Source organism: Streptomyces canus (assembly GCF_030816965.1).
In the GTDB taxonomy this organism is placed as follows: domain Bacteria; phylum Actinomycetota; class Actinomycetes; order Streptomycetales; family Streptomycetaceae; genus Streptomyces; species Streptomyces canus_E.
The window spans coordinates 4268418-4291702 of record NZ_JAUSYQ010000002.1 but is presented as its reverse complement, the minus strand read 5'-3'; the positions used below and the strand labels follow the sequence as shown (position 1 = coordinate 4291702).

General features: G+C 71.1%; 24 protein-coding genes and 1 tRNA gene. 16 read left to right on the top strand and 9 right to left on the bottom strand.

Going from position 1 to position 23285, the window contains the following annotated elements; all coding sequences use genetic code 11:
* Nucleotides 1–2 precede the first annotated feature (2 nt).
* The 6 genes from glp (at nucleotide 3) to QF027_RS20500 (ending at nucleotide 4618) form a co-directional block, all read left to right on the top strand.
* Nucleotides 3–1325, top strand: coding sequence for a molybdotransferase-like divisome protein Glp (gene glp, locus QF027_RS20525; RefSeq protein WP_307076122.1), 1323 nt, complete (start codon nucleotides 3–5; stop codon nucleotides 1323–1325).
* Between the two features lie 62 nt (nucleotides 1326–1387).
* Nucleotides 1388–1867 carry a cyclic pyranopterin monophosphate synthase MoaC gene (moaC, locus tag QF027_RS20520; RefSeq protein WP_053852462.1) on the top strand — a complete coding sequence of 160 codons (480 nt, stop codon included), beginning with the start codon at nucleotides 1388–1390 and terminating at the stop codon, nucleotides 1865–1867.
* Nucleotides 1864–2370, top strand: a complete 507-nt coding sequence (locus QF027_RS20515; RefSeq protein ID WP_306980098.1) for a MogA/MoaB family molybdenum cofactor biosynthesis protein — start codon at nucleotides 1864–1866, stop codon at nucleotides 2368–2370. Before moaC ends, QF027_RS20515 begins: the two co-directional genes overlap by 4 nt.
* Nucleotides 2367–3005, top strand: coding sequence for a GNAT family N-acetyltransferase (locus QF027_RS20510; protein WP_079072327.1), 639 nt, complete (start codon nucleotides 2367–2369; stop codon nucleotides 3003–3005). The genes QF027_RS20515 and QF027_RS20510 overlap by 4 nt, the downstream gene beginning before the upstream one ends.
* Nucleotides 3006–3213: 208 nt before the next feature.
* Nucleotides 3214–4455 carry a divisome protein SepX/GlpR gene (sepX, locus tag QF027_RS20505; RefSeq protein ID WP_307076120.1) on the top strand — a complete coding sequence of 414 codons (1242 nt, stop codon included), beginning with the start codon at nucleotides 3214–3216 and terminating at the stop codon, nucleotides 4453–4455.
* A gap of 89 nt (nucleotides 4456–4544) precedes the next feature.
* Nucleotides 4545–4618: transfer RNA gene (locus tag QF027_RS20500), tRNA-Ala, on the top strand.
* A gap of 60 nt (nucleotides 4619–4678) precedes the next feature.
* Here the strand turns inward: QF027_RS20500 and QF027_RS20495 are convergent.
* A complete protein-coding gene (locus QF027_RS20495) occupies nucleotides 4679–5155 on the bottom strand; it encodes a GNAT family N-acetyltransferase (protein WP_307076118.1) in 477 nt (158 codons plus the stop codon).
* Nucleotides 5156–5221: 66 nt separating this feature from the next.
* On the opposite strand from QF027_RS20495, the gene QF027_RS20490 reads away from it, so the two are divergent.
* A complete protein-coding gene (locus QF027_RS20490) occupies nucleotides 5222–6025 on the top strand; it encodes an exodeoxyribonuclease III (protein ID WP_307076116.1) in 804 nt (267 codons plus the stop codon).
* On the opposite strand, the gene QF027_RS20485 is transcribed toward QF027_RS20490, so the two are convergent.
* Nucleotides 6022–6666, bottom strand: a complete 645-nt coding sequence (locus QF027_RS20485; RefSeq protein WP_306980106.1) for a MerR family transcriptional regulator — start codon at nucleotides 6664–6666, stop codon at nucleotides 6022–6024. The genes QF027_RS20490 and QF027_RS20485 overlap by 4 nt on opposite strands.
* Nucleotides 6667–6792: 126 nt before the next feature.
* Between QF027_RS20485 and QF027_RS20480 the strand changes: the two genes are divergently transcribed.
* The 4 genes from QF027_RS20480 to QF027_RS20465 all read left to right on the top strand — a co-directional run bounded on the left by QF027_RS20480 (nucleotide 6793) and on the right by QF027_RS20465 (nucleotide 10406).
* Nucleotides 6793–8319, top strand: a complete 1527-nt coding sequence (locus QF027_RS20480) for a flavin-containing monooxygenase (RefSeq protein WP_307076115.1) — start codon at nucleotides 6793–6795, stop codon at nucleotides 8317–8319.
* Entirely contained in the window at nucleotides 8316–9233 is a 918-nt protein-coding gene (locus tag QF027_RS20475) for an alpha/beta fold hydrolase (RefSeq protein WP_307076113.1), read from the top strand. Before QF027_RS20480 ends, QF027_RS20475 begins: the two co-directional genes overlap by 4 nt.
* Nucleotides 9230–10114, top strand: a complete 885-nt coding sequence (locus tag QF027_RS20470) for an SDR family oxidoreductase (protein ID WP_307076111.1) — start codon at nucleotides 9230–9232, stop codon at nucleotides 10112–10114. Before QF027_RS20475 ends, QF027_RS20470 begins: the two co-directional genes overlap by 4 nt.
* An 88-nt stretch (nucleotides 10115–10202) precedes the next feature.
* The gene (locus QF027_RS20465) at nucleotides 10203–10406 is read left to right on the top strand and encodes a hypothetical protein (RefSeq protein ID WP_306980116.1); all 204 of its coding nucleotides are present in this window, start codon (nucleotides 10203–10205) and stop codon (nucleotides 10404–10406) included.
* A gap of 61 nt (nucleotides 10407–10467) precedes the next feature.
* Here the strand turns inward: QF027_RS20465 and QF027_RS20460 are convergent, their stop codons facing one another.
* Nucleotides 10468–13728, bottom strand: coding sequence for a S41 family peptidase (locus tag QF027_RS20460; protein ID WP_307076110.1), 3261 nt, complete (start codon nucleotides 13726–13728; stop codon nucleotides 10468–10470).
* Nucleotides 13729–13912: 184 nt separating this feature from the next.
* Here QF027_RS20460 and QF027_RS20455 point away from each other — a divergent pair, with 184 nt between their 5' ends.
* Together QF027_RS20455 and QF027_RS20450 are read left to right on the top strand one after the other, a co-directional pair.
* Entirely contained in the window at nucleotides 13913–14518 is a 606-nt protein-coding gene (locus QF027_RS20455; protein ID WP_306980121.1) for a TetR/AcrR family transcriptional regulator, read from the top strand.
* 105 nt (nucleotides 14519–14623) lie between these two features.
* Nucleotides 14624–16822 (top strand): MMPL family transporter, encoded by a 2199-nt coding sequence (locus tag QF027_RS20450; RefSeq protein ID WP_306980123.1) that lies wholly within the window; start codon nucleotides 14624–14626, stop codon nucleotides 16820–16822.
* 42 nt (nucleotides 16823–16864) lie between these two features.
* On the opposite strand, the gene QF027_RS20445 is transcribed toward QF027_RS20450, so the two are convergent.
* The gene (locus QF027_RS20445; RefSeq protein ID WP_306980125.1) at nucleotides 16865–17494 is read right to left on the bottom strand and encodes a GNAT family N-acetyltransferase; all 630 of its coding nucleotides are present in this window, start codon (nucleotides 17492–17494) and stop codon (nucleotides 16865–16867) included.
* A gap of 110 nt (nucleotides 17495–17604) precedes the next feature.
* Between QF027_RS20445 and QF027_RS20440 the strand changes: the two genes are divergently transcribed.
* The 3 genes from QF027_RS20440 to QF027_RS20430 all read left to right on the top strand — a co-directional run bounded on the left by QF027_RS20440 (nucleotide 17605) and on the right by QF027_RS20430 (nucleotide 19562).
* Complete coding sequence (locus tag QF027_RS20440; RefSeq protein ID WP_306980127.1) at nucleotides 17605–18102, top strand: YbaK/EbsC family protein; 498 nt, start codon at nucleotides 17605–17607, stop codon at nucleotides 18100–18102.
* A complete protein-coding gene (locus QF027_RS20435; RefSeq protein WP_307076108.1) occupies nucleotides 18099–18944 on the top strand; it encodes a DMT family transporter in 846 nt (281 codons plus the stop codon). Before QF027_RS20440 ends, QF027_RS20435 begins: the two co-directional genes overlap by 4 nt.
* A gap of 342 nt (nucleotides 18945–19286) precedes the next feature.
* On the top strand, nucleotides 19287–19562 hold the full coding sequence (locus tag QF027_RS20430; RefSeq protein WP_307076106.1) for a DUF1876 domain-containing protein: 276 nt from the start codon (nucleotides 19287–19289) through the stop codon (nucleotides 19560–19562).
* Nucleotides 19563–19565: 3 nt separating this feature from the next.
* On the opposite strand, the gene QF027_RS20425 is transcribed toward QF027_RS20430, so the two are convergent.
* From QF027_RS20425 to cbiQ, 5 genes are all read right to left on the bottom strand, one after another.
* Nucleotides 19566–20726 carry a serine hydrolase domain-containing protein gene (locus QF027_RS20425; protein ID WP_307076104.1) on the bottom strand — a complete coding sequence of 387 codons (1161 nt, stop codon included), beginning with the start codon at nucleotides 20724–20726 and terminating at the stop codon, nucleotides 19566–19568.
* A gap of 35 nt (nucleotides 20727–20761) precedes the next feature.
* Entirely contained in the window at nucleotides 20762–21208 is a 447-nt protein-coding gene (locus tag QF027_RS20420; protein ID WP_306980138.1) for an organic hydroperoxide resistance protein, read from the bottom strand.
* A gap of 107 nt (nucleotides 21209–21315) precedes the next feature.
* Nucleotides 21316–21777, bottom strand: coding sequence for a MarR family winged helix-turn-helix transcriptional regulator (locus QF027_RS20415; protein ID WP_307076102.1), 462 nt, complete (start codon nucleotides 21775–21777; stop codon nucleotides 21316–21318).
* Nucleotides 21774–22535 carry an energy-coupling factor ABC transporter ATP-binding protein gene (locus QF027_RS20410; RefSeq protein WP_307076100.1) on the bottom strand — a complete coding sequence of 254 codons (762 nt, stop codon included), beginning with the start codon at nucleotides 22533–22535 and terminating at the stop codon, nucleotides 21774–21776. The genes QF027_RS20415 and QF027_RS20410 overlap by 4 nt, the downstream gene beginning before the upstream one ends.
* Nucleotides 22523–23284, bottom strand: coding sequence for a cobalt ECF transporter T component CbiQ (gene cbiQ / locus QF027_RS20405; protein ID WP_307076098.1), 762 nt, complete (start codon nucleotides 23282–23284; stop codon nucleotides 22523–22525). The genes QF027_RS20410 and cbiQ overlap by 13 nt, the downstream gene beginning before the upstream one ends.
* Nucleotide 23285 lies beyond the last annotated feature (1 nt).

Here is a 23285-nt window from a genome sequence, read left to right as displayed (position 1 = left end):
AGTTGAGCAGCGCCGCGAGCCGCCCCACCGAACAGGACCACCTCTGGTCGGTGGACGAACACCTGGAGGACATCCTCGCGACCGTCCGCCCCCTGGAACCCATCGAGCTGCAGCTGCTCGACGCCCAGGGCTGCGTCCTGGTCGAGGACGTCACGGTCCCGGTGTCCCTGCCGCCGTTCGACAACAGCTCCATGGACGGGTACGCGGTGCGGGTCGCGGACGTGGCGGGCGCGAGCGAGGAGTTCCCGGCCGTCCTGGACGTCGTCGGGGACGTCGCGGCGGGCGAGGCGGAGTTGCTGCAGGTCGGTCCCGGGCAGGCCGCCCGCATCATGACCGGCGCCCCGCTGCCGCCCGGCGCCGAGACCGTCGTCCCCGTCGAGTGGACCGACGGGGGTCTCGGCGAGGGCCCGGTGACCGGGATGCGCGCCCGTAGTCTCGCCCCCGAGGGCGCCGAGGGACACGTGCACGTCTACCGGCCCGCCGAGGCACGCGCGCATGTGCGCGCCGAGGGCAGCGACGTGCGGGCCGGCGACCGCGCCCTGGACGCCGGCACCGTCCTCGGCCCCCCGCAGATCGCCCTGCTCGCCGCCATCGGCCGCGGCACCGTCCGCGTGCGCCCGCGCCCGCGCGTGGTCGTCATGTCCACCGGCAGCGAACTCGTCCAGCCCGACGAGACCCTCGCCACCGGCCAGATCTACGACTCCAACAGCTTCGCCCTCACCGCGGCCGCCCGGGACGCCGGCGCCATCGCCTACCGCGTGGGCGCCGTCGCCGACGACGCCGAGACCCTGCGCTCCACCATCGAGGACCAACTCGTCCGCGCCGACCTCGTGGTCACCACGGGCGGCGTGAGCGTCGGCGCGTACGACGTCGTCAAGGAGGCGCTGTCCTCCGTGGGCGACGAGGACGAGCCCGGCAGCGGTGTCGACTTCCGCAAGCTCGCCATGCAGCCCGGCAAGCCCCAGGGCTTCGGCACCATCGGCCCCGACCACACCCCGCTGCTGGCCCTGCCGGGCAACCCGGTGTCGTCGTACGTCTCCTTCGAACTGTTCGTCCGCCCCGCGATCCGCACCCTCATGGGCCTCGACGACGTCCACCGGCCGCGGACCAGGGCGACCCTGACCGCGGACAAGGCGCTGACCTCGCCCAAGGGACGCCGGCAGTTCCTGCGCGGTGCCTACGCAGACGGCTCGGTCGCCCCGGTCGGCGGCGCCGGATCCCATCTGGTGGCCGCCCTCGCGCAGGCCAACGCACTGATCGTCGTCCCGGAGGACGCGGAGTCCGTCGAGCCCGGGACCGAGGTCGAAGTGGTCCAGCTCGGCTGAGCACCCCTGGTTGGCGGTACCGTGTCGCGCACAACAGGCCGGACCGGGAGCGCCGCACAACCATGAGTACGCAGGACCGACTGACGCACATCGACGAAGCGGGAGCCGCCCGCATGGTCGATGTCTCCGGCAAGGACGTCACCGCACGCACCGCGCGTGCCAGTGGACGTGTTCTCGTTTCCCCCCGAGTGATCGAGCTGCTGCGTGGCGAGGGCGTCCCCAAGGGCGACGCGCTGGCCACCGCGCGGATCGCGGGCATCATGGGCGCCAAGCGCACCCCCGACCTCATCCCGCTGTGCCACCCATTGTCGGTGTCCGGTGTGAAACTGGATCTGTCGGTCGCGGACGACGCCGTGGAGATCCTGGCCACCGTGAAGACCACGGACCGCACGGGCGTCGAGATGGAGGCCCTCACCGCGGTCTCCGTCGCCGCGCTCACCGTGATCGACATGGTCAAGGCGGTCGACAAGGGAGCGGTCATCACGGACGTGCGGGTGGAGGAGAAGACGGGCGGCAAGTCGGGCGACTGGAGCCGGGCATGACGTATCGCGCTCTTGTGGTCACCGCCTCCAACCGGGCCGCCGCCGGGGTCTACGAGGACAAGGGCGGCCCGCTGATCGCAGACGGCCTGAAGCGCTTCGGGTTCGCCGTCGAGGGCCCGCAGGTCGTGGCCGACGGGCGGCCCGTGGAGGCGGCCCTGCAGGCCGCGGTCGACGCGGGATACGACGTCGTCGTCACCACCGGCGGCACCGGCATCTCACCCACCGACCGCACCCCCGAGGCGACCCGTGCGGTGATCGCATACGAGGTTCCGGGCATCGCGGAGGCCATCCGGGCGTTCGGACGGGAGAAGGTGCCGACGGCCGCGCTCTCCCGGGGTCTGGCCGGGGTGGCGGGACGCACACTGATCGTCAACCTGCCGGGTTCCAGTGGCGGGGTGAAGGACGGACTGGCCGTTCTGGAGCCCCTGTTGCTGCACGCCGTCGACCAGATCCGCGGCGGCGACCACCCGAGACCCGGCCCCGGCAGTGGGGGTGCGAGCTGAACAGCCCATCCTGGCCCGTCGTACTGGCGGACGGCGATGTCGTCCTGAGGCCGATAAAGATGCGTGACCAGCGGCTCTGGCGTGAGGTCAACCGGCGCAACCGGGACTGGCTGCGCCCCTGGGAGGCGACCATCCCGCCGCCCACCCCGAGCGGGCCGATCGCGCACCGGCCGACCTACCGTCAGATGGTCCGCCACCTCAGGTCCGAGGCGAACGCGGGGCGGATGCTGCCGTTCGTCATCGAGTACCGGGGGCAACTGGTCGGGCAGTTGACGGTCGCCGGAATCACCTGGGGCTCGATGTGCTCGGGGCACGTCGGCTACTGGGTGGACCAGTCGGTGGCCGGTCGCGGGGTGATGCCGACGGCCGTGGCGCTGGTCGTGGACCACTGTTTCCGCACGGTCGGCCTGCACCGCATCGAGGTCTGCATTCGCCCCGAGAACGGGCCCAGCCGTCGGGTGGTGGAGAAACTCGGATTCCGCGAGGAGGGACTGCGGCCGCGTTATCTCCACATCGACGGCGCCTGGCGCGACCATCTCGTGTTCGCGCTCACCGCGGAAGAGGTGCCCGACGGTTTGCTCCGACGCTGGCAGCGGGCACGCTCCAGGAGTACACCGCACGACAATCCCGCGTAGCCGGGAAGCCGTTCCCGCGCCTGGCCCGAAAATGGAATAGGTGTTCGAAAATGATCGGTGCATGACCGTCTCAGGCCATTGAATTCACGACTCGTGCGGCCTGATGATCGGATCGGTCACAAAAAAAGCTCGAAATATCAGCCAGATCGTGCGACACACCGGCGCAATTGGCAGATGGCCTCACGCAAACCCCTCTACCGTGTGAGGCGTGAGCAGCAGCGGCCTCATCTACGCAGTCATTGTCGGGGCCTGGGCCGCCTACTTGGTGCCGATGTGGCTCCGTAGGCAGGACGAGCTGAACGAGGCCCGTCCGACGGAACGCTTCAGCACGGCCATCCGGTTGCTGTCCGGACGGGCGGGCATGGAGCGTCGGTACGCCAAGGACCTGCGCGCGCGCTCCGCCGACGAGGGGGAGCACGGCGCCGACGAACCGGATGCCGTCACCGAGTCGGTGGACGTCCGGGCCTTCGCCATGCCTCCGACCCGTCCGCAGACCCAGGCGACGGTCCAGCCGTCGGCTTCGGAACACCGCGAGGCGCCGCGCGAGTCCGCGCCCGAACAGGGTGCCGCGCCGACGCGCAAGCAGGCACCCGCACCCGCCGCCTCGGCGGCATCACAGCCTCAGACGCATGCCCCCGCACCCCGGCGCACGGCAGCCGCGGAAGCGGCCGCAGCGCGCGCCCGGCGCACGAAGGTACTCGCGCGCCGACGGCGTACGACCGTGATGCTCTTCCTTGCCTTCACGCTCGGCACGATCGTCGCCGCCGTCGGAGGACTCGCCTTCCTGTGGGCGCCCGGTGTGCCCGCCGTGATGCTCAGCGCGTACATCGCGTACCTGCGCTCCCAGGAACGCCGCCGCTTCGCCTACCAGATGGACCGGCGCCGGGCCGAGGCCGCCGCACAGCGACTGCGGGAGCGCGCGCGCCAGCCGCGCCGGCGGGCGTCCGTGAGCACCGGCGTGGAAGCCGACGAACCGGAAGAGGGACCAGGGACGGAGACCGATACCGGGCTCTCGGCGCTCGCCGCCGACCGGCGCGCCCTCGTCGAGCAGACCGATCACGCCGAGTGGATCGACCAGCAGCGTGAACGGCAGCACAGGCCGGGGCACGGGGACAGCTGGGACCCGGTACCGGTGCCGCTGCCGACGTACGTGACCGCGCCGGTAGCTCCGCGGGCCACCTCGGACGTGGACCTCGGGGCGCCGGACGCGTGGAGCTCGGCGCGGTCCAGCAGCGCCGCCACTCCGGAGCAGTCGGGCCAGGAGGCGACGCCCGTCGCGGAGGACGAGGAGTCGGAGGAACTGCCGGACGACGCGGAGGACAAGCCGGTGGCGGGCGGCCGCAGCGACGCCCGTCGCGCCGCCTCCGCCCGCCGCGCACGCGAGCGTGGCCGTACACCGCTCTTCGACCAGTACGAGGAAGGCGACCGGCCGCGCGCGGCCAACGAGTGACGGACGGGGGCGGGATCACCGCGCCCTGACCAGCCGGGAACGGATTTCCAAGCACCCGGACGGGGATGCTAGAGTTTCACTCGTTGCAAGGGCCTGTGGCGCAGTCCGGTAGCGCACCTCGTTCGCATCGAGGGGGCCAGGGGTTCAAATCCCCTCAGGTCCACGCATCATGAAGACCCGTTCCTGATTCAGGAGCGGGTCTTCTGTCATGTGTGCGGTGTTCTCACAGCGGCTTGGCGAAGCACCTGCTGTCCTCGTGGAAGCGGTAGTAGCCGAACTTCCCACACGGCTCGTAACCGCTCGACGTGTACAGGGCGATGGCCTCCGGTTGCTTGTTGCCGGTTTCCAGGACCATGCGGATGCGGCCGGCCGCGCGGGCGTCGTCCTCCAGGGTGGTGAGGATGCGGCGGGCGAGGCCCCGGCCGCGCGCCACGTCGACGACGTACATGCGCTTGAGCTCGGCGTCGCCGTCCATGGTGCCCTCGCCGTTCGCGTCCCGGGCGCGCCAGCCGCCCGTGGCCACGGGGGCGCCCGTCTCGTCGTACGCGATCAGGAAGACGCCGTTCGGCGGCTCGAAGTCCTCCGGTGCCAGGGCCGTGGCGTCGCCGCCGTCGCCGTAGCGAACGTGGTACTCGGCCTGTACCTGGTCGTTCAGCTTCACGGCGTCCGGGTGGTCGAAGGCGACCTGGCGTATGCGCATGTCCATCCCCACGAATCGATCCAGTCCACAACAGGGTCCGGTCCAGTGTGCCGGTATCGTTCCCGGGTGCTCACTGTGACCTCCGCCAATGTGAACGGACTGCGCGCCGCCGCGAAGAAGGGCTTCGTGGAGTGGCTCGCGGACACCTCCGCCGATGTGCTCTGCCTCCAGGAGGTGCGCGCCGAGCCGCAGCAGCTGCCCGACGGCGTCCGTGCTCCCGAGGGCTGGCATGTCGTGCACGCGCCCGCCGCCGCCAAGGGCCGGGCCGGTGTCTCCCTTTACACCCGCCGTGAGCCGGACCGCGTCCGGATCGGCTTCGGGTCGTCGGAGTTCGACACCAGTGGCCGCTACGTCGAGGCCGACCTGCCCGGTGTCACCGTCGCCTCCCTCTATCTCCCCTCCGGCGAGGTCGGTACCGAGCGGCAGGACCAGAAGGTCCGCTTCATGGACGAGTTCCTCGTGTACCTGAAGAACCTGCGTGAGCGCGCTGCCGCCGACGGCCGCGAGGTCGTCGTCTGCGGCGACTGGAACATCGCCCACCAGCAGGCCGACCTCAAGAACTGGCGTGCCAACCAGAAGAGCTCCGGGTTCCTGCCCGAGGAGCGGGCCTGGCTGAGCCGGGTCCTCGACATCACCGACGGGGGGTACGTCGACGTCGTACGGTCGCTGCATCCGGACGTGGCGGGGCCGTACTCGTGGTGGTCGTACCGGGGGCAGGCCTTCGACCGCAACACAGGTTGGCGCATCGACTACCACCTCTCCACCCCCGGCCTCGCCGCCAAGGCGGTCAAGGGGTTCGTGGAGCGCGCGGCCACGCACGCCGAGCGCTGGTCGGACCACGCGCCGGTGACCGTGGTCTACGACCTCTAGACCTGCGGTTTCCGCAGCCGCCGGTCCAGCGCCAGTGACAGTTCCGCCTCCACCACGCTCCGCGCCAGCGGGCGCAGGCGGTGGAGGTCGTCCTCGCCCGCGTGCCGCAGGACCAGTTCGGCGAACATCTCGGCCAGGTCGTCCACGTGCTCGCGGACCCGTTTGCCGGCCGCCAGGACCTCCCCCAGGGGAATGCCCTCGCGGACCAGTTCGGAGGAGACGTCCAGGAGGCGGCGGCTGATGTGGACGATCTCGTCGCCGTCGGTGCCGAGGTAGCCGAGGTCGAGAGCGGCCGCGAGGTTCTCCGGGGTCACCTCGCCCTCGAAGCGGGCGGCGAGTTCCTCCGGGGTGAGGCGGACCGGCTCCTCCTCACTCGGCACGACCCCCAGCACGTCGGCGACGTCACGGCCGTGGTCCAGGGCCTCGGCGAGTTCCGCGATGCCGGTGAGGGTGTGGCCGCGTTCCAGGAGCGCGGCGATCGTGCGCAGACGGGCCAGGTGGTGGTCGTCGTACCAGGCGATACGGCCCTCGCGGCGAGGGGGCGGGATCAGTTTGCGTTCGCGATAGAAGCGCAGGGTGCGCACTGTGATGCCGGCCAGGCGGGCCAGTTCCTCCATGCGGTATTCGCGCTTGTCCGTCACGTCCGCAGCCTATGTTGTACCGCCGGTAACTTTCCTTCCCCCGCCCCCTACCCATCGGTACGGAGCTGCTCTACCCTCCCATTGCGCCAGTGTTCACTGGCAGAGTCGGGCAGGGAAGGCATCGGCATGGCCGAACACGAGCATGTGCGGGTGGCGGTGGTCGGGTCCGGATTCGGTGGGCTGGGGGCCGCCGTACGGCTGCGGCGCGAGGGTGTCACCGACTTCGTCGTGCTGGAGCGGGCCGCCAGTGTGGGGGGTGCCTGGCGGGACAACAGTTATCCGGGGTGTGCCTGCGATGTGCCGTCCCACCTGTACTCCTTCTCCTTCGCGCCCAACCCGGACTGGCCGCGCACCTTCTCCGGGCAGGACCACATCCGCGCCTACCTGGAGCATGTGACCGACGTCTTCCGGCTCCGCCCGCACATCCGCCTCGACTCCGAGGTGACGCGGATGACCTGGGACAGCCAGAAGCTGCGCTGGGACATCGAGACCGCTGGGGGCCCCTCCCAGGCTTTCGGCACTGGGGGAGGCGCTCTCTCGGCCGACTTCGTCGTCTCCGCCACCGGGCCGCTCTCCGATCCCAAGATCCCCGACATCCCCGGTCTGGACTCCTTCCCGGGCAAGGTCTTCCACTCCGCCCGCTGGGACCACGACTACGACCTGCGCGGCAAGCGGGTCGCCATGGTGGGGACCGGCGCCTCGGCCATCCAGATCGTCCCGGCCATCCAGCCGCTCGCCCGGAAGGTCACGCTCTTCCAGCGCACCCCGCCCTGGGTGATGCCCCGCATGGACCGGGCGATCAGCGGCGCCGAGCGCTGGCTGCACCGGCAGCTGCCCTTCACCACCCAGGCCCGTCGTGGACTGCTGTGGGGCATCCGGGAGTTGCAGGTCCAGGCGTTCACCAAGCGGCCGGGCGAGCTCGGCGCGGTGGAGCAGTTGGCCAAGCGCAACATGGCCCGTGCCGTCAAGGACCCGGCCCTGCGCGCCAAGCTCACCCCCGGCTACCGCATCGGCTGCAAGCGGATCCTGCTGAGCAGCACGTACTACCCGGCGCTCGCCCAGCCCAACGTGGACGTGGTCGCGAGCGGGCTCAGCCGGATCGAGGGGTCGACACTGGTCGCCGCCGACGGCACCGAGGCCCAGGTCGACGCGATCGTCTTCGGCACGGGCTTCCACGTCACCGACATGCCGATCGCCGACCGGGTCGTCGGCGCGGACGGGCGGACGCTCGCCGAGGCGTGGAAGGGCGGGATGGAGGCGTTGCGGGGCGCCTCCGCCCCCGGCTTCCCCAACTGGATGACCATCATCGGGCCGAACACCGGTCTCGGGAACTCCTCGATGATCCTCATGATCGAGTCCCAGCTGAACTACCTGGCCGACTTCGTACGGCAACTCGACGTCCTCGGCGGCCGGGTGGCCCTCGACGCCCGGCCCTCCGCAGTACGGGACTGGAACCACCGGGTGCAGGAGCGCATGAAGCGCACGGTGTGGAGCACCGGCGGCTGCACCAGCTGGTACCTGGACGCGAACGGCCGCAACAGCACGATCTGGCCCGGCACGACGACCGAGTTCCGGCGGGCCACCCGGCGGGTGGACCTCGCCGAGTACGAGGTGCTGCGGGTTCCGGCGCACGCGGAGGCGACCGCCGTATGAGCCGTCCGACGCACGCGGTCTCCGGGCCGTACGCCCCACCCGTCCCGGTGCGCGAACTCACCGCCCTCTCCGCCGACGGCGCGTGCCTGCACGTGGAGGTGCACGGTCCTGACGACGCGCCCCCCGTCGTCCTCGCCCACGGCTGGACCTGTTCCACGGCCTTCTGGGCCGCCCAGATCCGCGAGCTCCGCGTCGACCACCGGGTCATCGCGTACGACCAGCGCGGCCACGGACGCAGTCCGGCGAGCCTTGCCTGCGGTGCGGACATGCTCGCCGACGACCTCGAAGCCGTACTGGAGACGGCCCTCGGGGCAGGCGGGAAGGCGGTGATCGTCGGTCACTCCATGGGCGGGATGACCGTCATGGCCGCCGCCGAGCGTCCCGCGTTCCGTGCGCACGCGGCCGCCGTCCTGCTGTGCAGCACCGGTTCGTCGCGACTGGTCGCCGAGTCGACCGTCGTACCGATCCGGGCCGGGCGGCTGCGCACCTGGCTGACCCGGCACGTCCTCGGGGCGCGGGCGCCGCTCGGACCGGTCACGCCGCTCGCCCGGCGGATCCTCAAGTACGGGACGATGGGCCCCGGTTCGGCCCCGCACATGGTGGAGGCGTGCGCGCGGATCGTGCACGCCTGCCCGCGCAAGGTGCGCCACGCCTGGTCGCAGGTCCTCGATCTGCTCGATCTGGACCACGGCGTACGGCAGCTCGCCGTGCCGACGGCCGTCCTCGTCGGTACGGCCGACCGGCTCACCCCGCCCGTGCACGCGCACCGGTTGGCCGCCGCGCTGCCCCACTGCCTCGGAGTGACCGAACTGCCGGGCGTCGGCCACATGACGCCCATCGAGGCGCCCGAGACGGTCACCGCACGGATCCGGGAACTCGTCACCACCTACGTCCAGGTCAAGGAGGGCGCATGAGCAGGGTCGGACTCGAAGGACAGGTGGCGGTCGTCACGGGGGCCGCGCGGGGCGTGGGCGAGCTGCTCGCCCGCAAGCTGTCGGCGCGCGGGGCGAAGGTCGCGCTGGTCGGCCTGGAGCCGGACGCGCTCAAGCAGCTCTCCGAACGGCTGCACGGCGACAGCGACCACTGGTACGCCGACGTCACCGATCACGAGGCGATGGCCCGGGTCGCGCGGGAGGTCAAGGAGCGGTTCGGGAAGGTCGACGTCGTGGTCGCCAACGCCGGGGTCGCCACCGGGGGGCCCTTCGTCGACTCCGATCCGCAGGCCTGGCGACGGGTGATCGAGGTCAACCTCATCGGATCGGCCGTCACCGCCCGGGCGTTCCTGCCGGTGCTGATGGAGAGCCGGGGGTATCTGCTGCAGATCGCCTCCCTGGCCGCGATCACCCCGGCGCCGATGATGACCGCGTACTGCGCCTCCAAGTCCGGTGTGGAGGCGTTCGCGCACAGCCTGCGCGCCGAGGTCGGCCACAAGGGCGTGCGGGTCGGGGTCGGGTACCTGTCGTGGACCGACACCGACATGGTGCGCGGGGCCGACCAGGACGACGTCATGCGGGAGCTCAGGCAGCGGCTGCCGTGGCCAGCCAACAAGACGTACCCGCTGGGGCCGGCCGTCGAGCGGATCGTGGCCGGGATCGAGCGGCGGTCGAGCCATGTGTACGGGCAGGGGTGGCTGCGCGGGATGCAGGGGATGCGCGGGTATCTGCCGGGGCTCATCGGGACGGTCGGGCAGCGGGAGATGCGGCGCTTCGGGGAGCGTCTGGAGGGAATGCGGGTGGGACTCGTCGGCGCAGGTGGGGCCGCGGACGAGGAGGCCCGCGCTACGCACCGTGACTGATCGAAATGCGTTTTTTGTCCGGGCGTGTGAATCTGGTCGAGGCCCCGGCCAGGGGCCTTTCCCCTCACCCCCACGGGAGTGAACCCACATGGGTATGAAGGACCAGTTCCAGGAAAAGTCCGAGCAGTGGCAGCAGAAGGCCAAGCAGAAGGCCGAGCAGGCCAAGGAGCAGGGCCAGCGGGGTCGTCAGGGTCAGGGCCAGGGCCCGGACCGCGACCGCATGCGGGACGAGGAGACCGAGCGGCTCCAGCGCGAGGAGCAGGAGCGGCTCGACCCCGACTACGACATGTAGTCACTGCTTGACGCGTGGGGTGCCCTCTCTCCTGGGAGGGCACCCTGCGTTGCTCTGTCTCTCAGGACCTCGGCGGAAGCTTCGGCCTTGACCTGTCCGGTACGTTCCGGTAGTTGGGTGGCGTCGCCGGGGGGTTCGTCTCCAGCAGGTCCAGCGCCAGCCGTACCGCGTCGTCCAGTTGGGCATGGCGGCCCTCCGCCCAGTCCAGCGGGGTGCGGAGGATCTCCAGGTCCGGGGGCACGCCCTGGTTCTCGATCGACCAGCCGTACGCGTCGAACCACGCCGCGTTCATCGGTACGGTGATCACCGTTCCGTCGCCGAGCTGGTGGCGGCCGGTCATGCCGACCACTCCGCCCCAGGTGCGCTGGCCCACCACGGGGCCGAGCTTCAGCAGCTTGAACGCCGCCGTGATCATGTCGCCGTCCGAGGAGGTCGCCTCGTCGGCCAGGGCGACCACCGGGCCGCGCGGGGCGTTCGAGGCGTACGACACCGGCTGGGCGTTCCTCGTCAGGTCCCAGCCGAGGATCGTGCGGGTCAGTTTCTCCACGACCAGCTCGCTGATGTGGCCGCCCGCGTTGCCGCGTACGTCGACGATGAGGGCGGGGCGGGAGACCTCCATCCGCAGGTCCCTGTTGAACTGGGCCCAGCCCGAGCCGCCCATGTCGGGAATGTGCAGATAGCCGCACCGGCCGCCGCTCAACTCCCGTACGACAGCACGGCGTTTGGCCACCCAGTCCTGGTAGCGCAGGGGGCGTTCGTCCAGGAGCGGGACCACCGCCACCCGGCGGGCTCCGCCGACGGGTGGGGCGAAGGTCAGCTCCACCGTCGTACCGCCCGCCGCCGCGAGCAGCGGATAGGGGCCCGCGACCTCGTCGACCGCGCGGCCGTCCACATGGGTGAGGACCGCGCCCTCGCGGATGCCCGTGCCGGCCAGCGGGGAGCGTGCCTTGGAGTCCGAGGAGTCGCCGGGGAGGATGCGCTTGACCGTCCAACCACCCTCCCTGAGCACGAGGTTCACACCCAGCAGGCCCTGGCGGCGCTGGTAGTGCGGGGGGCCCTCGTTGCGGCGGGCGGCGGTGACATAGGCGTGGGAGGTGCCCAGTTCGCCGAGGACCTCGCGCAGCAGGTCGGCGAACTCGTCGGGGGAGGCGACCCGTTCGAGCAGCGGGCGGTACTGGTCGAGCACCGCGTCCCAGTCGATCCCGCACATCCCCGGTTCCCAGAAGTACGACCGGATCAGGCGGCCGGCCTCCTCGTACGACTGGCGCCATTCGGCGGCCGGGTCGACCTCGTGGAGGATGCGGCGCAGGTCGATCCAGACGATCGTGTCGCTGTCGCCGGACTCCGTGGCGGGGGTCGCGCGCAGCTCGCCCTCGTCCACCACGACCAGCCGGGAGCCGTCGCCGCTGACCGCGAACCAGTCCAGGTGCTCGACCAGTTCGGTCTTCTTCGCCTTGCCGACGGCGAAGTGTTCGAGGGTCGGACGCTCGGAGGTGTCGTCCGGGTTCACGAAGGTCTCACCGAGGGCGCCCGAGATCGGCCAGCGCAGCCAGACCAGGCCACCGCCCGCGACCGGGTACAGCGCCGAGTACTTGGAGGCGGGGACCGGGAACGGGGTCACCCGGCTCTCCAGCCCTTCGAGTTCGACCGTCACCGCCCCGCCCTCGCCGCTCTCGTCCTCGACCGGGTCCAGGCCTCCGGCAGCCGGGCGGCCCTCCGGATTCAGGGCGAAGGGGGAGGGGGTCGCCGAGGACAGCGGGACCAGGTAGGGCCGGCAGCCGAGCGGGAAGGACAGGTCGCCGGTGTGGACGTCGTACACCGGGTCGAAGCCCCGCCAGGAGAGGAAGGCCAGGTAGCGGCCGTCCCGGGTGAAGACCGGGTTCTCGTCCTCGAAGCGGCCGTTGGTGACGTCGACGATCAGGCGGTCCCCTCCTCCCTTCGGGGAAATACGGGCCATCTTGATCTGGCGCAGGGAACGGCCGATCCCCGGGTGCGACCACGTCAGCCAGGAGCCGTCCGGGGAGAAGGCGAGGTCCCGCACCGGGCCGTTGACCGACTGGATCAGCTCGGTGACCTCCTCGTCGGAGTCCTCCGTGCCCGCGGCGTCAGCCGCATTGTCGGGCACCGTGAGCAGAAGGAGCCGTCCGTCGTGCGAGGCGATGGCCAGGCGCTCGCCCTGCGGATCCGAGACCAGCTCCAGAACGCGGCCCAGCTCACCGGAGGCCAGCCGTCGCGGCTCGCGGTCACCGGTCGCCCGCGGCAGATACGCGATCTCGACGGCGTCCTCGCCCTCCGCGTCCGTCACATACGCGACCTGGCCGACGGAACCGAGCATCTCCGGGAGCCGGACCCGTACCCCCGGGGTGTCCGTGATCGTGCGGGCCGGGCCGTCCCGGTGGGTCAGCCAGTACAGGCTGCCGCGGACGACGACGGCGCTCGCGCGGCCCGTCTCGTCGACCGAGACGCCGTCCACGTGCTGAGCGGCGGGCACCTGGTACGTACGGCGTCCCGCGCGCGGCCCGCTCAGGCGTACGTCGAGCTTGCGGGCCACGGACGAGAGGTCGTCGACGATCCACAGGTCGCCCCCGCACTGGTACACCACCCGGGTGCCGTCGCTGGAGGCGTGCCGGGCGTAGAAGGCGTCGTGGTCGGTGTGGCGGCGCAGGTCGGAGCCGTCGTGGGCGCAGGAGTAGAGGTTGCCGATGCCCTCGTGGTCGGAGAGGAAGGCGATCCGGTCGCCGACGAACATGGGGGAGTGGAGGTGGCCGCCGAGGTCGGGCAGCAGGCGTTCGCCGTGCAGCCAGAGCCGGCCCGTGGCGCCGCCCCGGTAGCGCTTCCAGGCGGCCGGTTCGTGCGGTGGGGTGCCGGTGAGGAGGAGGGTCTTGCGGTCGGCGACCTGGATGTCGGAGACCGGGCCCCAGGGGAGCTTGAGGCCCGGGGAGCCGTCGGTGGGGACCTTGTACGCCCAGGTGAAGTAGGAGAAGGGCTCGCCGTGGGAGGCGACGGCGAGGATGGTGGCCCCTTTGTCCCCTTCGGCAGGTGTCCAGCCACAGACCTGGGTGTCCGCGCTGCCCCAGTAGGTGAGCCGCCGGGCCGGTCCGCCGTCCACGTCCGCCAGGTGGATCTCGGGCACGAGACTGCGCCAGCTCGTGTACGCGATGTGGCGGCCGTCGGGCGAGAAGCGGGGATGGCCGACCTTGGTGCGGTCGACGGTCAGACGCCAGGCGCGGCCCGGACCGTCGAGAGGGGCCAGCCAGAGATCGTCCTCGGCCACGAAACACAACAGGTCGCCGCTCAGATGCGGAAGGCGCAGATAGCTCACCTCCCCATGCTTTTCCGGGGAATGGACCGGAGCAACTTATGAAAAATCGGCCGGAGGTGACCTGCGGCGATCGCCGTGAGCCACAACACGAACGAAACCGTTTCGTTTCGCTGAGAAGTGCGCTACATTCGTGTCGTACGAAACAGTGTCGTTCGAAGTCCCGGAGCGGAAAGGGTGAGTTGACATGACCGAGGTCTCGACCGCGCGTCGCAGCCGCATCACCCCCGAGCGTGAGGCCGAGCTGTACGAGGCCGTGCTCGAACTGCTCCGGGAGGTCGGCTACGACGCCCTCACCATGGACGCCGTCGCCGCGCGCACCCGTTCCAGCAAGGCCACGCTCTACCGCCAGTGGGGCGGCAAGGCCGAGCTGGTGGCGAAGGCGGTGCGGCACACCAAGCCGGGCGGTCTCGGATTCGACGAGATCGACACCGGGTCGCTCAAGGGCGACCTGCACGCCCTCACCATGCGCTCGGACGACTGCACCATGGAGCAGAACTCCGCGCTCATGCGGGGTCTGGCCATGGCGATCCACGGCAACCCGGATCTCCTGAGGGCGTTCCGCGCGCACCTCATCGAACCCGAGATGGCGGAGTTCCGCCGAGTGGTGCAGCGGGCGATCGACCGGGGCGAGGTGCGCCCCGACAACCCGGCGATCGAGTTCATGATCCACATGATGATCGGCGGGTTCGCGGCCCGCACGATGATCGACGAGCTGCCGCCGACCCAGGCCTTCCTCCTTTCGTACATCGACGCCGTGGTCCTCCCCGCCCTCGGTGTTGCCGTCGACTGACCCACAGTCACCCCAGCAAGCCCTCCACCTGACGTAACCGCTCACGTCGTCGGGCTGATCATCCCTGCCCTGAAAACCTCACGACCTGACCGGGAGTACGCCTTCGTGGCCACTTTCCTCTACCGGCTCGGCCGGCTCGCCTTCCGGCGACGGCATTTCGTCGCCCTGATATGGGTGGCCCTGCTGACCCTCGCGGGCGTCGGCGCGGCCAGTGCGCCCGCCGCCGGATCCACCTCCTTCTCCATCCCGGGCACGGAGGCGCAGAAGGCCTTCGACCTGCTGGAACAGCGTTTCCCCGGAGCCAGCGCCGACGGCGCCACCGGGCGCATGGTCTTCAAGGCGCCCAAGGGCGAGAAGATGACGGACGCCGCCCACAGGGCGACCGTCGCGAAGACCGTCAAGGAGCTGGGCGACGGCTCCGAGGTCGTCTCCGTCACTGACCCGTTCACGACCCGGGCGGTGAGCAAGGACGGCACGGTCGCCTACCTCTCGGTGAAGTACGACGCTCCCGCCGTCGGGCTCAAGGACGCGACCAGGGACGCCCTGGAGACCGCCGGTGACGACGCCCGGGCCACCGGCCTGACCGTCGACGTCGGAGGCGACGCGCTCCAGGCCCAGCCCGACGCGGGGGCAGTCGGCGAGGCCATCGGTCTCGCCATCGCCGCGGTCGTCCTGGTCATCACCCTGGGCTCGATGATCGCGGCCGGGTTGCCGCTGCTGACCGCGATCATCGGTGTCGCGATCGGCGTCTCCACCATCGCCGCCCTCGCCAAGGCACTCGACCTCGGCAGCACCACCTCCACGCTCGCGGGGATGATCGGCCTGGCGGTCGGCATCGACTACGCGCTGTTCATCGTCTCCCGCTACCGCGCCGAGCTGGCCGAGGGCCGCGACCGCGAGGAGGCGGTGGGCCGGGCCACCGGCACCGCCGGTTCCGCGGTGGTCTTCGCGGGCCTCACGGTCGTGATCGCGCTGGCCGGTCTCTCGGTCGTCAACGTGCCGATGCTGACCAAGATGGGTCTCGCCGCGGCGGGCACGGTCGTGATCGCCGTCCTCATCGCGCTGACGATGATTCCGGCGCTGCTCGGGTACGCGGGCCGCAAGATCCGCCCGGCGGGCGAGAAGCGTGGGAAGACCACCGGGACGGCGCTCGCGAAGCCCAACCTGGGCACGCGCTGGGCGAGCTTCGTCATCCGCCGTCCGGCCGCCGTGCTGCTGCTCGGTGTGGTCGGCCTCGGCGCCGTAGCGCTGCCGGTCAGCCAGCTGGAGCTGGGCCTGCCCGACGACGGCTCGCAGCCGACCTCCACGACCCAGCGCCGCGCCTACGACCTCCTCTCGGAGGGCTTCGGACCCGGCTTCAACGGCCCCCTGATGATCGTGGTCGACGCGAAGAACAGCGACGACCCGAAGGCCGCGGCCACCACGGTGACCGACGGCATCAAGGGACTCGAGGACGTCGTCACGGTCACCCCGGCGACCTTCAACAAGGCCGGCGACACCGCGACCATCACGGTCGTCCCCGACTCCAAGCCGTCCTCGGCCCAGACCGAGGACCTGGTGCACGCCATCCGTGACGACGTCGCGTCCAAGGCGGACGCGGACGTCCTGGTCACCGGCACGACGGCGCTGAACATCGACTTCTCGCAGAAGCTGAGCGACGCGCTCATCCCGTACCTGGCCCTGGTCGTGGGCCTGGCCTTCCTCCTCCTGATCGTGGTCTTCCGCTCGATCCTCGTCCCGCTGAAGGCGGCCCTCGGCTTCCTGCTGTCGGTCCTCGCCGCGCTCGGTGCCGTGGTCGCGGTCTTCCAGTGGGGCTGGCTCGGCGGGCTGCTCGGCGTCGAGGAGACCGGCCCGATCATGTCGATGATGCCGATCTTCATGGTCGGCGTGGTCTTCGGCCTCGCGATGGACTACGAGGTGTTCCTCGTGACCCGGATGCGCGAGGCGTACGTCCACGGCGAGTCCCCGAGCCAGGCCATCGTGACCGGGTTCAAGCACAGCGCCCGGGTCGTGGTCGCCGCCGCGGTCATCATGATGGCCGTCTTCGGAGGCTTCATCAGCTCCGGCGAGTCGATGATCAAGATGATCGGCTTCGGCCTCGCGATCGCCGTCTTCTTCGACGCGTTCGTGGTCCGCATGGCGATCGTTCCCGCGGTCCTCGCCCTGCTCGGCCACCGCGCCTGGTGGCTGCCGAAGTGGCTGGACCGCGCGCTGCCCAACGTCGACGTCGAGGGCGAGGGACTGCGCACCCAGGCGGAGAAGGACACGGATCCGGACGAGGACCGGGAGCTGGTACGCGTCTGACGCACGCCGCGTGAGAGTGGTCGGCCGGTGAGGGGGATGCCCTCACCGGCCTTCGTCTGCCGTGGGCCGGCCGAGATAAGTGACGGGCCCGGGATCCGGTACGGCGATCTCGTGAAAGCCGAGACGGTCGTAGAAGGCACGGGCGGGCGTGTTCGCGGACACCATCGACAGGTGTACGGCGGCCACGCCCCGCTCGTGCAGCGCGCGCAGGAAGCTCTCCATCAGCGCGCGCCCGTACCCATGCCCCTGCCACTCGGGGAGCAGGTCGATGTGCAAGTGGGCGGGGTAGGCGGCGACTTCGGGCACGAGCATCCGCTCGGGGCGGTGCAGCAGCGCGACGATCTCCTCGTCCGGGGTGCGCGGCTCGTGGCGGGGCTCCGGGTAGCGGCCGGCCACCAGGGGCAGCCATGTCGCGCGGTAGTCCGCCACGAACCGGGGCGTGTCGGCGGTCCCGACGATGTACCCGACGGCCCGTCCCTCCCCGTCATCGAGCACGAAGGCCAGCTCCGGTTCGAGATGGACGTACGGCGCCGCGAAGGCCGCCGGGAAGACGCCGGGGTCCTGGTAGTGCGGGCGGCTGTCCCGACCCGCGTGGGCGGTACGGACGCAGATGTCCTCGAGGGCGTCGCGGTCCTGGGGGCGGTAGGGGCGTACCGCGGGAGACGGGGTCATCGCAGCATCCTGCCGCTTCAGCACGGCAGCACGCCACAACAAGCCCGCTCCACGCCGTCCGACGGTGAATTCGGTCGTGACGTTTGTATCCGGCAGCTAACCTGCCGGGCATGACGCCTTCGGACTCTGGAGCCCACACCCGTTTCGCCGAGGCCCTCCGCGAGTTGGGCCTCGGTGAGCTCATCGCGCAGGTCCGCCGATTCCCGGACGCGACCCGTACCGCAGCCGAGGCCGCCGCGGCCATCGGGTGCGAGCTGAGTCAGATCTGCAAGTCGCTGATCTTCGCGGCGGACGGGGTGCCCGTGCTGGTCCTGATGGACGGGGCCTCGCGGGTCGACCTCGAGCGGGTCCGGGAGGAGCTCGGCGCCGACAAGGTCACCCGGGCCAAGGCCGATGTCGTACGGGAGACGACCGGGTACGCCATCGGGGGCGTGCCGCCCTTCGGGCACCGTACGAGGACCCGGGTGCTGGCCGACCGTTCGCTGCTCGAACACGAGCTGGTGTGGGCCGCTGCCGGCAACCCGTACGCCGTGTTCCCCATCGCGCCCAAGGACCTGGTCGCCCAGGCCGGCGCCGCTCTCGTGGACGTCCGCGAGAGCACCGCGTGACGCCGCTCGTCACCGCGGCCGTTCTCCTCGCCGCCATCACGCACGCCAGCTGGAACGCCATCGCGCACCAGATCACCGACAAGCTGGTCGGGTTCACGCTGATCTCGGGCGGGGGGATGCTCATCGGGCTGGCGATCATCCCGTTCGCGGCGGTTCCGGCGGCGGGCGCGTGGCCGTATCTCCTCGCCTCGTCCTGCATCCATATCGCCTACTACGCGCTGCTGATGAAGTCCTTCCAGCTCGGGGACTTCGGACAGGCCTATCCGATCGCGCGCGGCACCGCGCCCCTGGTCGTGACCGTGCTGGCCGCCCTCTTCGCGCACGAGGTGCCGGACGGGTGGGCCGCCGCCGGAATCGCCCTCTCCTGTGCGGGACTGACCGGCGTCGCGCTGTGGGGGCTGCGCGGCCGCCGGCCCAACTGGCCCGCGATCGGCGCCGCGTTGGCGACCGGGCTGACCATCGCCGCGTACACCGTCGTCGACGGGCTCGGCGTGCGCGCCTCCGGTTCCTCGCTCGGGTACATCGTCTGGCTGATGGCGGTGCAGGGGGTCGTGATCCCGGCGTACGCCCTCACCAGGTGGCGCGGCCGATCCGTCGCCGTACTGAGGCCGTTCGCAGGGGTCGGGCTCGTCGGCGCCGCCCTCTCCGTGGCCGCGTACGGGCTCGTCCTGTGGGCCCAGACCAAGGCCGAACTCGCCCCCGTCGCCGCCCTGCGCGAATCCTCGATCATCGTCGGCGCGGCCATCGGCGCCGTGTTCTTCAAGGAGCGGTTCGGGGCGCCGAGGATCGCGGCGGCCGGGCTGCTCGTGGTGGGGATCGGGCTGATGTTGCACGCCGGGTGAGACGGGTCGTGCAACTCTCGCGCGTCACTCGCCCTCATCGCCGCCCTGGGAGTTCGACGGTCAGGGGGTTGATGACCGCTCGCCAGGGAGTGCGCAGGAGATCGAGTCAGCTCGATCGGCTGATCGCACCAACGCCGAGCAGATGACCGTTGCACCTGGTACCAGCCGCACGCCTGGACCAAGCCGTACCCCGGCGACAGCAAGGTCTACGCGCCGAACGACGTACCCGGCGCCTACCTGCCGTCGGCGGAGTCCGGCGGCTGACGTCACTTCCGGCGGTCACCGTGTGATGTGGCCGCCGGAGGAGCACTCTGGAAGCAGAGGTATCCGGAGGTGATCCCCATGACGCACACCGCAGTCGGATGGCACGTCGAGCTGGAGTTCCGGGAGGACGAACGGCACACGGAGGCGGTCGCGCTGGTGCGCCTGCCCGACGGGAGCGAGGTTCGGGCACGCGGACACGCCAGCCGCCACCGCAGCGACACGAATCAGCCGCGGGTCGGCGAGGAGGTCGCGGGGGCGCGGGCGCTGAACGAACTCGCGATGCAGTTGCTGACCAAGGCGCACGACGAGATCGACGAGGCGTCCGGGCGGACGTCCCACTCGATCAACGTGTAGCCGTCACAGGGCCGCCCGCACCGCCCTGACCAGAGCCTGAGCCCTCGGATCCGCCGTGACCGTCTTGCGGAACCCGTTGGTGACATAGCCGAAGGCGATGCCCGTCTCCGGGTCGGCGAAGCCGAGGGAGCCACCGCGGCCGGGGTGCCCGAAGGAACCCGCGCCGAGGAACGGCGACGCGCTGCCGTGCAGCATGTAGCCCAGTCCGAAACGAGTGTTCACGACGAGCACCCGGTCCGGACCCGCCGACTCCTCGGTGCGGGCGAGCTCGACCGTGGCCGGGTCGAAGAGCCGCACCCCGTCGATCTCACCGACCATCGCCGCGTAGACGCGCGCCAGCCCGTCGGCCGTCGCGATCCCGTTGGTCGCGGGCAGGGCGCTCGCCCGGTACTCCGGTGCGTTCTGGTCGGGGAAGGGAGTGATCGCGGCGAAGGCGCGGCGGGTGAGGGAGCCGGGATCGTCGTAGGCCTCGGTGACGGACCGCTTGGGACGGGCGCGCAGGCCGCCGGTGGGCTCGGGGCCTTCGACCCGTCCGACCCGTCCCGTCCGCCCGGCCGCTTCCTCGTCCTGCGGCAGCCCGAGCCAGAACTCGGCCCCCAGCGGCCCGGCGATCTCCCGCGCGATCCACTCACCGGCCCCGAGCCCGGTCACCCTGCGTACCAGTTCGTCCAGCAGCCAGCCGTACGTCAGCGCGTGATACCCGTGGTCCGTGCCGGGCTCCCAGACGGGTGCCTGCGCGGCGACCGCCTCGGGGCCCTTCAGCGGGTCCAGGGACTCCTCGGGGGTGAGCGGCCGGTCGATCACCGGCAGCCCGGCCCGGTGGTTCAGCACGTGCCGGACCAGCACCCGCTCCTTGCCGCGCGCCTTGAACCCGGGCCAGTACTCGGCCACCGGCGCGTCCAGGTCCAGCTCCCCACGCTGGTGCAGCATCAGGGGTACGGCGGCGGCGACGCCCTTGGTCGCCGAGCGCACGACCTGCGCGGTGCCGTGCCGCCAGGGCTCGGTGCCGTCGATGTCCCTGCTGCCGGCCCACAGGTCGACCACCTTGCGCCCGTCCCGGTACACGGCGACCGCCGCGCCCCGGTCCCCGAGCGCCTCGAAGTTCCGGGCGAACACTTCCCTGACCGGCTCGAAGCCCTCGGCGACTGTGCCGTTCACGTCCACGCCCGTACTCCCTCTGCTGCCGCTCGAAGCTCCCCTCAGCCAAGCAGAATCGTCACGTCGATGTTCCCGCGGGTCGCGTTCGAGTACGGACAGACCTCGTGGGCCGCGTCCACCAGCCTCCCCGCGAGGCCCGCGTCGAGGATCGGCAGCGAGACGCTCAGGGCGACCGCGAGGCCGTAGCCGCGGTGTCTGTTGGGGCCGATGCCGACCTTCGCGGCGACCGTGGAGCCGGTCAGGTCGTAGCCCTCGCGGTTGCCGACGAGGATCAGCGCGTTGTGGAAGCAGGCGCTGTACCCGGCGGCGAACAGCTGCTCCGGGTTGGTGCCGTTGCCGTCCCCGCCGAGAGCCGGCGGCATCGCGACCTTCAGCTCGATCTGGCCGTCCTGGCTGGTGACATAGCCGTCCCGGCCGCCGTGTGCCGTGGCCTCGGCGACATACATGATCTTCGTCGGCCGGGTGTCGACGGCGGTTTCCTCAGGCATGGCTGGTCTCCCCCCGGAGAAGTGCGCGCAAGTACATCGTGCACAAGATACTGACCGGTAGGCTGACCCCGGACTACCAGGGGGTGGCAACCTCGGGTAACAGGAGGTCAGCGGGGGCGCTCGGAAGCTTCGTGCGCTCTGTTCGCGAGCCCCCACAAGTCCTCGCGCAGTCTCGCGGCCTCCTTGGTGTCGAGCCCGGTCGCGGAGAGGAGGGCGCCGGGCACGGCTGCCGCGCGCTCCCTGAGCTCCTCCGCGCGCCCCGTGCATGCCACCAGCACCGAGCGCTCGTCGCTCGCCGCGCGCTCCCGGCGTACGAACCCCGCGCTCTCCAGCCGCTTGAGCAACGGCGAGACCGTGCCGTAGTCGAGGCGCAGGGCGGCTGCCAGCTCCTTCACGGTCGTCTGACCGCACTCCCACAGCACCAGCAGCACGAGGTACTGCGGATAGGTGAGCCCGAGCTCGTCGAGGAGCGGCCGGTACGCGGCCGTCACCGCGCGCTGGGCGGCGTACAGCGCGAAGCACAACTGGTCGTCGAGCAGCAGCGATCCGGCGTCCTCTTCGTTCGTCACGCGCCCATTGTCACGGACCGCGGATCGAATCCGAAGGGCAACTCCAGCCGGTGGGCCCGCATCAGCGCGTCGTCGGCGAGGAGCTCGGCGGTCTTCCCGTCCGCGGCGATGGTGCCCTCGCTCAGGATCAGCGAGCGCGGGCACAGCTCCAGTGCGTACGGCAGGTCGTGCGTCACCATCAGGACCGTCACGTCCAACGAGCGCAGGATGTCGGCGAGTTCGCGGCGGGAGGCCGGGTCGAGGTTGGAGGAGGGCTCGTCGAGGACGAGGATCTCCGGCTCCATCGCCAGCACGGTGGCCACCGCCACCCGGCGCCGCTGGCCGAAGGAGAGGTGGTGCGGGGGCCGGTCCTTGAAATCCGCCATGCCGACCCTGGTGAGCGCCCGGTCCACGCGTTCCTCCAGCTCGGGCCCCCTGAGCCCGGCCGCCGCCGGTCCGAACGCCACGTCCTCGCGCACGGTCGGCATGAAGAGCTGGTCGTCGGGGTCCTGGAAGACGATGCCGACCTTGCGCCGGATCTCGGCCATGTGCTTCTTGTCCACGGGCAGCCCGGCGACCGTCACCGTGCCCACCCCGCCGCTCAGGATGCCGTTGAGGTGCAGCACCAGGGTCGTCTTGCCGGCGCCGTTGGGGCCGAGCAGCGCGACCCGCTCGCCGCGCGCGAGGGAGAAGTCCACGCCGAACAGGGCCTGATGCCCGTCCGGATAGGCGAAGGCGAGGCCGGAGACCTCCAGGGAAGCAGTGCTCACAGGGCCCATCCCAACACGCAGACGACAAGGGCGGCGACGGGGAGCGCGAGGGCGTACGACCACTGCGCCCGGGACGCGGTCACCTCGTCGATGACCGGCATCGAACCGGCGTACCCCCGGCTGACCATGGCCAGGTGTACGCGCTCGCCGCGCTCGTAGGAGCGGATGAACAGCGCGCCGGCCGACTTCGCGAGGACGCCCCAGTGCTTGACGCCGCTCGCCTCGAACCCCCGCGACTCCCGCGCGATCCGCATCCGCCGCATCTCGTCGGTGATGACATCGCCGTAGCGGATCATGAAGGAGGCGATCTGGACCAGCAGCGGCGGGAGTCTGAGCCGTTGCAGGCCGAGCAGCACCGAGCGCAGTTCGGTGGTGGACGCCAGCAGCACCGACGCGGCGACCCCCAGCGTGCCCTTGGCGAGTACGTTCCAGGCGCCCCACAGGCCGCTCACGCTCAGGGAGATCCCGAGCACCTCGACCCGCTCGCCCTCCGCGACGAACGGCATCAGCACGGCGAACGCCACGAACGGCACCTCGATCAGCAGCCGCTTCAGCAGGAAGTCGGCCGGCACGCGCGCGGCGTACGCGACGACGCCCAGGAGGACGGCGTACAGGCCGAACGCCCACATCGCCTCGCGCGGGGTCGAGACGACGACCACCACGAAGCCGAAGGCCGCCGCGAGTTTGGTGTGCGGTGGCAGGGCGTGCACCGGCGAGTGTCCGTGCCGGTAGAGCCGGTGCGCGTGTCCGGCGCCCATG

Excerpts from the sequence above, each read along its gene's own strand:
- QF027_RS20495 (WP_307076118.1), bottom strand. The coding sequence starts at position 5,155 with ATGCGCATACGCCAGGTCGCCTTCGACCACCCGGACGCCGTGAAGCTG.
- QF027_RS20410 (WP_307076100.1), bottom strand. The coding sequence starts at position 22,535 with ATGGGCCCTGTGAGCACTGCTTCCCTGGAGGTCTCCGGCCTCGCCTTC.
- QF027_RS20455 (WP_306980121.1), top strand. The coding sequence starts at position 13,913 with ATGACCGAGGTCTCGACCGCGCGTCGCAGCCGCATCACCCCCGAGCGT.
- QF027_RS20465 (WP_306980116.1), top strand. The coding sequence starts at position 10,203 with ATGGGTATGAAGGACCAGTTCCAGGAAAAGTCCGAGCAGTGGCAGCAG.
- QF027_RS20515 (WP_306980098.1), top strand. The coding sequence starts at position 1,864 with ATGACGTATCGCGCTCTTGTGGTCACCGCCTCCAACCGGGCCGCCGCC.
- cbiQ (WP_307076098.1), bottom strand. The coding sequence starts at position 23,284 with ATGGGCGCCGGACACGCGCACCGGCTCTACCGGCACGGACACTCGCCG.
- QF027_RS20470 (WP_307076111.1), top strand. The coding sequence starts at position 9,230 with ATGAGCAGGGTCGGACTCGAAGGACAGGTGGCGGTCGTCACGGGGGCC.
- QF027_RS20440 (WP_306980127.1), top strand. The coding sequence starts at position 17,605 with ATGACGCCTTCGGACTCTGGAGCCCACACCCGTTTCGCCGAGGCCCTC.
- QF027_RS20420 (WP_306980138.1), bottom strand. The coding sequence starts at position 21,208 with ATGCCTGAGGAAACCGCCGTCGACACCCGGCCGACGAAGATCATGTAT.
- QF027_RS20430 (WP_307076106.1), top strand. The coding sequence starts at position 19,287 with ATGACGCACACCGCAGTCGGATGGCACGTCGAGCTGGAGTTCCGGGAG.
- QF027_RS20475 (WP_307076113.1), top strand. The coding sequence starts at position 8,316 with ATGAGCCGTCCGACGCACGCGGTCTCCGGGCCGTACGCCCCACCCGTC.
- QF027_RS20445 (WP_306980125.1), bottom strand. The coding sequence starts at position 17,494 with ATGACCCCGTCTCCCGCGGTACGCCCCTACCGCCCCCAGGACCGCGAC.
- QF027_RS20480 (WP_307076115.1), top strand. The coding sequence starts at position 6,793 with ATGGCCGAACACGAGCATGTGCGGGTGGCGGTGGTCGGGTCCGGATTC.
- moaC (WP_053852462.1), top strand. The coding sequence starts at position 1,388 with ATGAGTACGCAGGACCGACTGACGCACATCGACGAAGCGGGAGCCGCC.